This window comes from Moorena sp. SIO3B2 (assembly GCF_010692525.1).
In the GTDB taxonomy this organism is placed as follows: Bacteria; Cyanobacteriota; Cyanobacteriia; order Cyanobacteriales; family Coleofasciculaceae; genus Moorena; species Moorena producens.
In genome coordinates this window covers 9,526-12,614 of record NZ_JAAHHE010000186.1, presented here as the reverse complement: position 1 = coordinate 12,614, position 3,089 = coordinate 9,526, and the positions used below count along the sequence as shown (strand labels likewise).

Here is a 3,089-nt window from a genome sequence, read left to right as displayed (position 1 = left end):
ATATCGACCGAGTTGATAAAAAGCTGTGCCTCGGTCAATCCAAATTGAAGCAGCTTTGGCATCCACTTCCAGTACTTGGTTGTAGAATGCGATCGCCTCAGAATACCGTTTCAAATCATAAAGCAGCACACTGGCAATTTTTTTGGGAATAATTGTCTGTACCAACTGCTGTTCAAATTCTGATGTGGCTTGAATTGAAACTGCTTGCTTCCAGGCCGTAATCACCGCATCGTATCGTTTTAGTTTATGGTTTGCCTTGCCTTTCTCAAACCACGCTAAAAGGTAATTGGGCTTAATTTTAATCGCTTGATCATAGGAAGCGATCGCGGCTTCGTACTGGCCCAAGCTACTCAACGTATCCCCTCGCCAATACCAAGCTAAGAAAGAGTCTGGCTGAAGTTTTACAATCTGCGACCGTATCGTTATCTCTTCACTATACTTACCAATTCCTCGTAACTGACTGGCTTGTTGCCACAACTCATTGATCATTCTCCCTTGTGCAGCAACTTTCTCTGTCGAGGCGTTACGGTGGTCAAAATCCATCTGAGCAACGACAGTTTGAGCATTAGCACTAGCCATACTTGTCGTGATCAAAGTAGCTAGGGATACTACTACTTGAAACGGTAAATTTTTCATGTTTGGTGGTTAAGCAGTATTCTAGTTGACTTAAAATCAGGGATTACAGTCATAATATTACCAGCAATCTTAGCAAAGACACAGTTACCAAATACACAGTTAGAGGTATCACCATCCAAATGGTTTACCCCACCAACAACTAAAGCGATCGCTACCAATCCTCCAAACAGACCCTAGGCGTCTTCGGGTACTTCCTGCCTTCGTAGTTCAATAAACTTTTTTTTACGTTAACTACCAGACAATTATCTCTAGCATCTAATCATCTGAAATGATTAACCTGTGGACTATCAACGCTATTGACCAACACGCTCACAACCTGCTAACTCCTGAAGCTGCTGCTAATTATCCCTATCCTGCCTTCTTCAGTGAAGCCTATGACCCTGAGATGATTAATCATCATGCCCGTCACAGCCTTTTCTACAAACGAAGCCTTCGGGATATTTCCCAACTCTTAGAGTGTGAACCAGAGGAAGAGGCAATTCTTGAACGTCGCCAGCAATTGGGATTAAAAAAACTAACCCAGCAGTGTTTTAAATCATCTCAACTAGAAGCAATTTTCTTAGATGATGGTTTTCTGCCAAATAAGATTCTTCCTAGAGAATGGCATGAACAATTTCTGCCAGTAAAGCACATCCTTCGTTTGGAATATCTAGCAGAAAATCTCATCCGTGAGATAGATGACTTTGCTACCTTCCTAGACCATTTCCGCTACAACATTGACCCACCACCACCAGGAGTGGTAGGCTTCAAGAGTATTGCTGCCTATCGTACAGGTTTGGATATCCAACAGATACCACAGGAGGTAGCTAAGGAATGTTTTGATTCCTTCAAGCAAGAGGTCTTGAGGGGAAAACCCCTGCGGCTGGTAGATAAGCCTTTAATTGATTTTTTGATTACCCAAGCGCTAGAGATGGCGGCTAAACATGGACTACCTGTGCAGTTTCATACAGGGTTTGGTGACCCAGATTTAGACTTGCCGCTGGCTAATCCAGTTTATATGCGTTCGCTTTTGGAAGACCAACGCTTCCGTAACGCTCCGATTGTCCTGCTGCATGGGTCTTATCCCTATACCCAAGAAGCTGGTTATCTAGCAGCGGTCTATCCTCAGGTGTATTTAGATTTCGGGTTAGCGGTGCCTTTTTTAAGTGTAGCTGGGATGCGTAACGTAGTGCAGCAGTTATTGGAATTTGTGCCAACCAGTAAACTGATGTATTCTTCTGATGCTCACAATATCCCGGAATTATATTACTTGGGAGCCAAGTGGGCACGGATAGTATTGGCACAGGTTTTGGAGGGAGCGATTCACGATGGGGATTTGACTGCTAAGGAGGCGGAGTCGGTTGCTATGGGGATTTTGTGTGATAATGCTCGTGTGCTTTATGGGGCTAATGGTTCTTGATGAAACCGCAAAAGCCCATAGACGCGCTAGCGCTTCGGTGCAGGGTAAGACGGGAAGAGGAAAAGGAGGATTCGAGTTTCTGTTTTCCGGAGACAGTGGCAGGAATGGTGGAGTTAAAAGAAGTAGATGAAATTTAATTACCACCCTGAGCCGTTCCTTCGGGCTTAGGGTTTTTTTGCTGCACTTTCTGCCAACATTCAACAATTACCCAAATCTTAAGATAGCTCAGCTAAAGTTATTAGCAAGTTATTTTGATTCCTGCGCTTAAAGTCTTAGGGGTTTTGTTATTGTTAGGTGGTAATATTAGAAATAAACAATAAATAGTTAACGATAGACTAACTAAACATTAATTACTAGTCAGTAGCTAACATAAGGCGAAAAATAAACCTGTTTTTATGTTCCCTCTCCTCCTATCCGTTACATCCATTACCCATAAGTTGCAGTATCTCTCCTATATTGGTATTTTTAGCTTACCTTAACCCAACACAATTTTAAGATGACCCGTGTAATTGGCTTAATGAGCGGTACATCTGTAGATGGCATCGATGCTGCACTAGTAGAAATTTCTGGCTCAGACTTAGATTTAAAGATTGAGCTACTGGCTGGTGCTACCTATGGCTACCCCACTGAACTCAGGGAAAAAATTCTAGCTGTCTGTGCTGGAAGTCCCCTATCCATGGCAGCATTGGCAGCATTGGATGATGCGATCGCATTTCAATTTGCCCAAGCAGCATTGGCAATTGGGAGTGGTCATCCCCCCGCTGAGTTAATTGGCTCCCATGGTCAAACAGTATACCATCGACCATTAGGGGTTAATGTTGTTCGGGTAGCGTGGCCTATTGGCCAAGGTTCATCCGAGTTGAAAGTTGACAGGTTGAAAGTTGAAAGTTTTCCAGACAACCTGCAACCTGCTAACCTACCCTACTCGAACGCCAAAGGCGAACAACCTGATAACCTTCAACCTGCTAACCTTCAACCTGCTAACCTTCAACCTGCTAACCTTCAACCTACTAACCTTCAACCTGCTAACCTTCAACCTGCTAACCTTCAACCT

General features: G+C 43.5%; 4 protein-coding genes. 3 read left to right on the top strand and 1 reads right to left on the bottom strand.

Translation table 11 applies throughout. The features are described from left to right. On the bottom strand, positions 1 to 636 hold a 636-nt coding region (locus F6K38_RS26665), incomplete at its 3' end, for a tetratricopeptide repeat protein (RefSeq protein ID WP_287358083.1). A gap of 268 nt (positions 637 to 904) precedes the next feature. On the opposite strand from F6K38_RS26665, the gene F6K38_RS26660 reads away from it, so the two are divergent. The 3 genes from F6K38_RS26660 to F6K38_RS26650 all read left to right on the top strand — a co-directional run. After that, positions 905 to 2,035 (top strand): amidohydrolase family protein, encoded by a 1,131-nt coding sequence (locus tag F6K38_RS26660; protein ID WP_009148806.1) that lies wholly within the window; start codon positions 905 to 907, stop codon positions 2,033 to 2,035. Further along, positions 2,035 to 2,172: a hypothetical protein gene (locus tag F6K38_RS26655; protein ID WP_009148804.1), complete on the top strand. Its 138-nt coding sequence runs from the start codon at positions 2,035 to 2,037 to the stop codon at positions 2,170 to 2,172. Before F6K38_RS26660 ends, F6K38_RS26655 begins: the two co-directional genes overlap by 1 nt. 359 nt (positions 2,173 to 2,531) lie before the next feature. Further along, a partial coding sequence (locus F6K38_RS26650) for an anhydro-N-acetylmuramic acid kinase (protein WP_287358080.1) occupies positions 2,532 to 3,089 on the top strand: 558 nt, incomplete at its 3' end.

Bases quoted from the DNA above. Each gene is read 5' to 3' on its own strand.
- F6K38_RS26660 (WP_009148806.1), top strand. From the start codon at position 905: ATGATTAACCTGTGGACTATCAACGCTATTGACCAACACGCTCACAAC.
- F6K38_RS26655 (WP_009148804.1), top strand. From the start codon at position 2,035: ATGAAACCGCAAAAGCCCATAGACGCGCTAGCGCTTCGGTGCAGGGTA.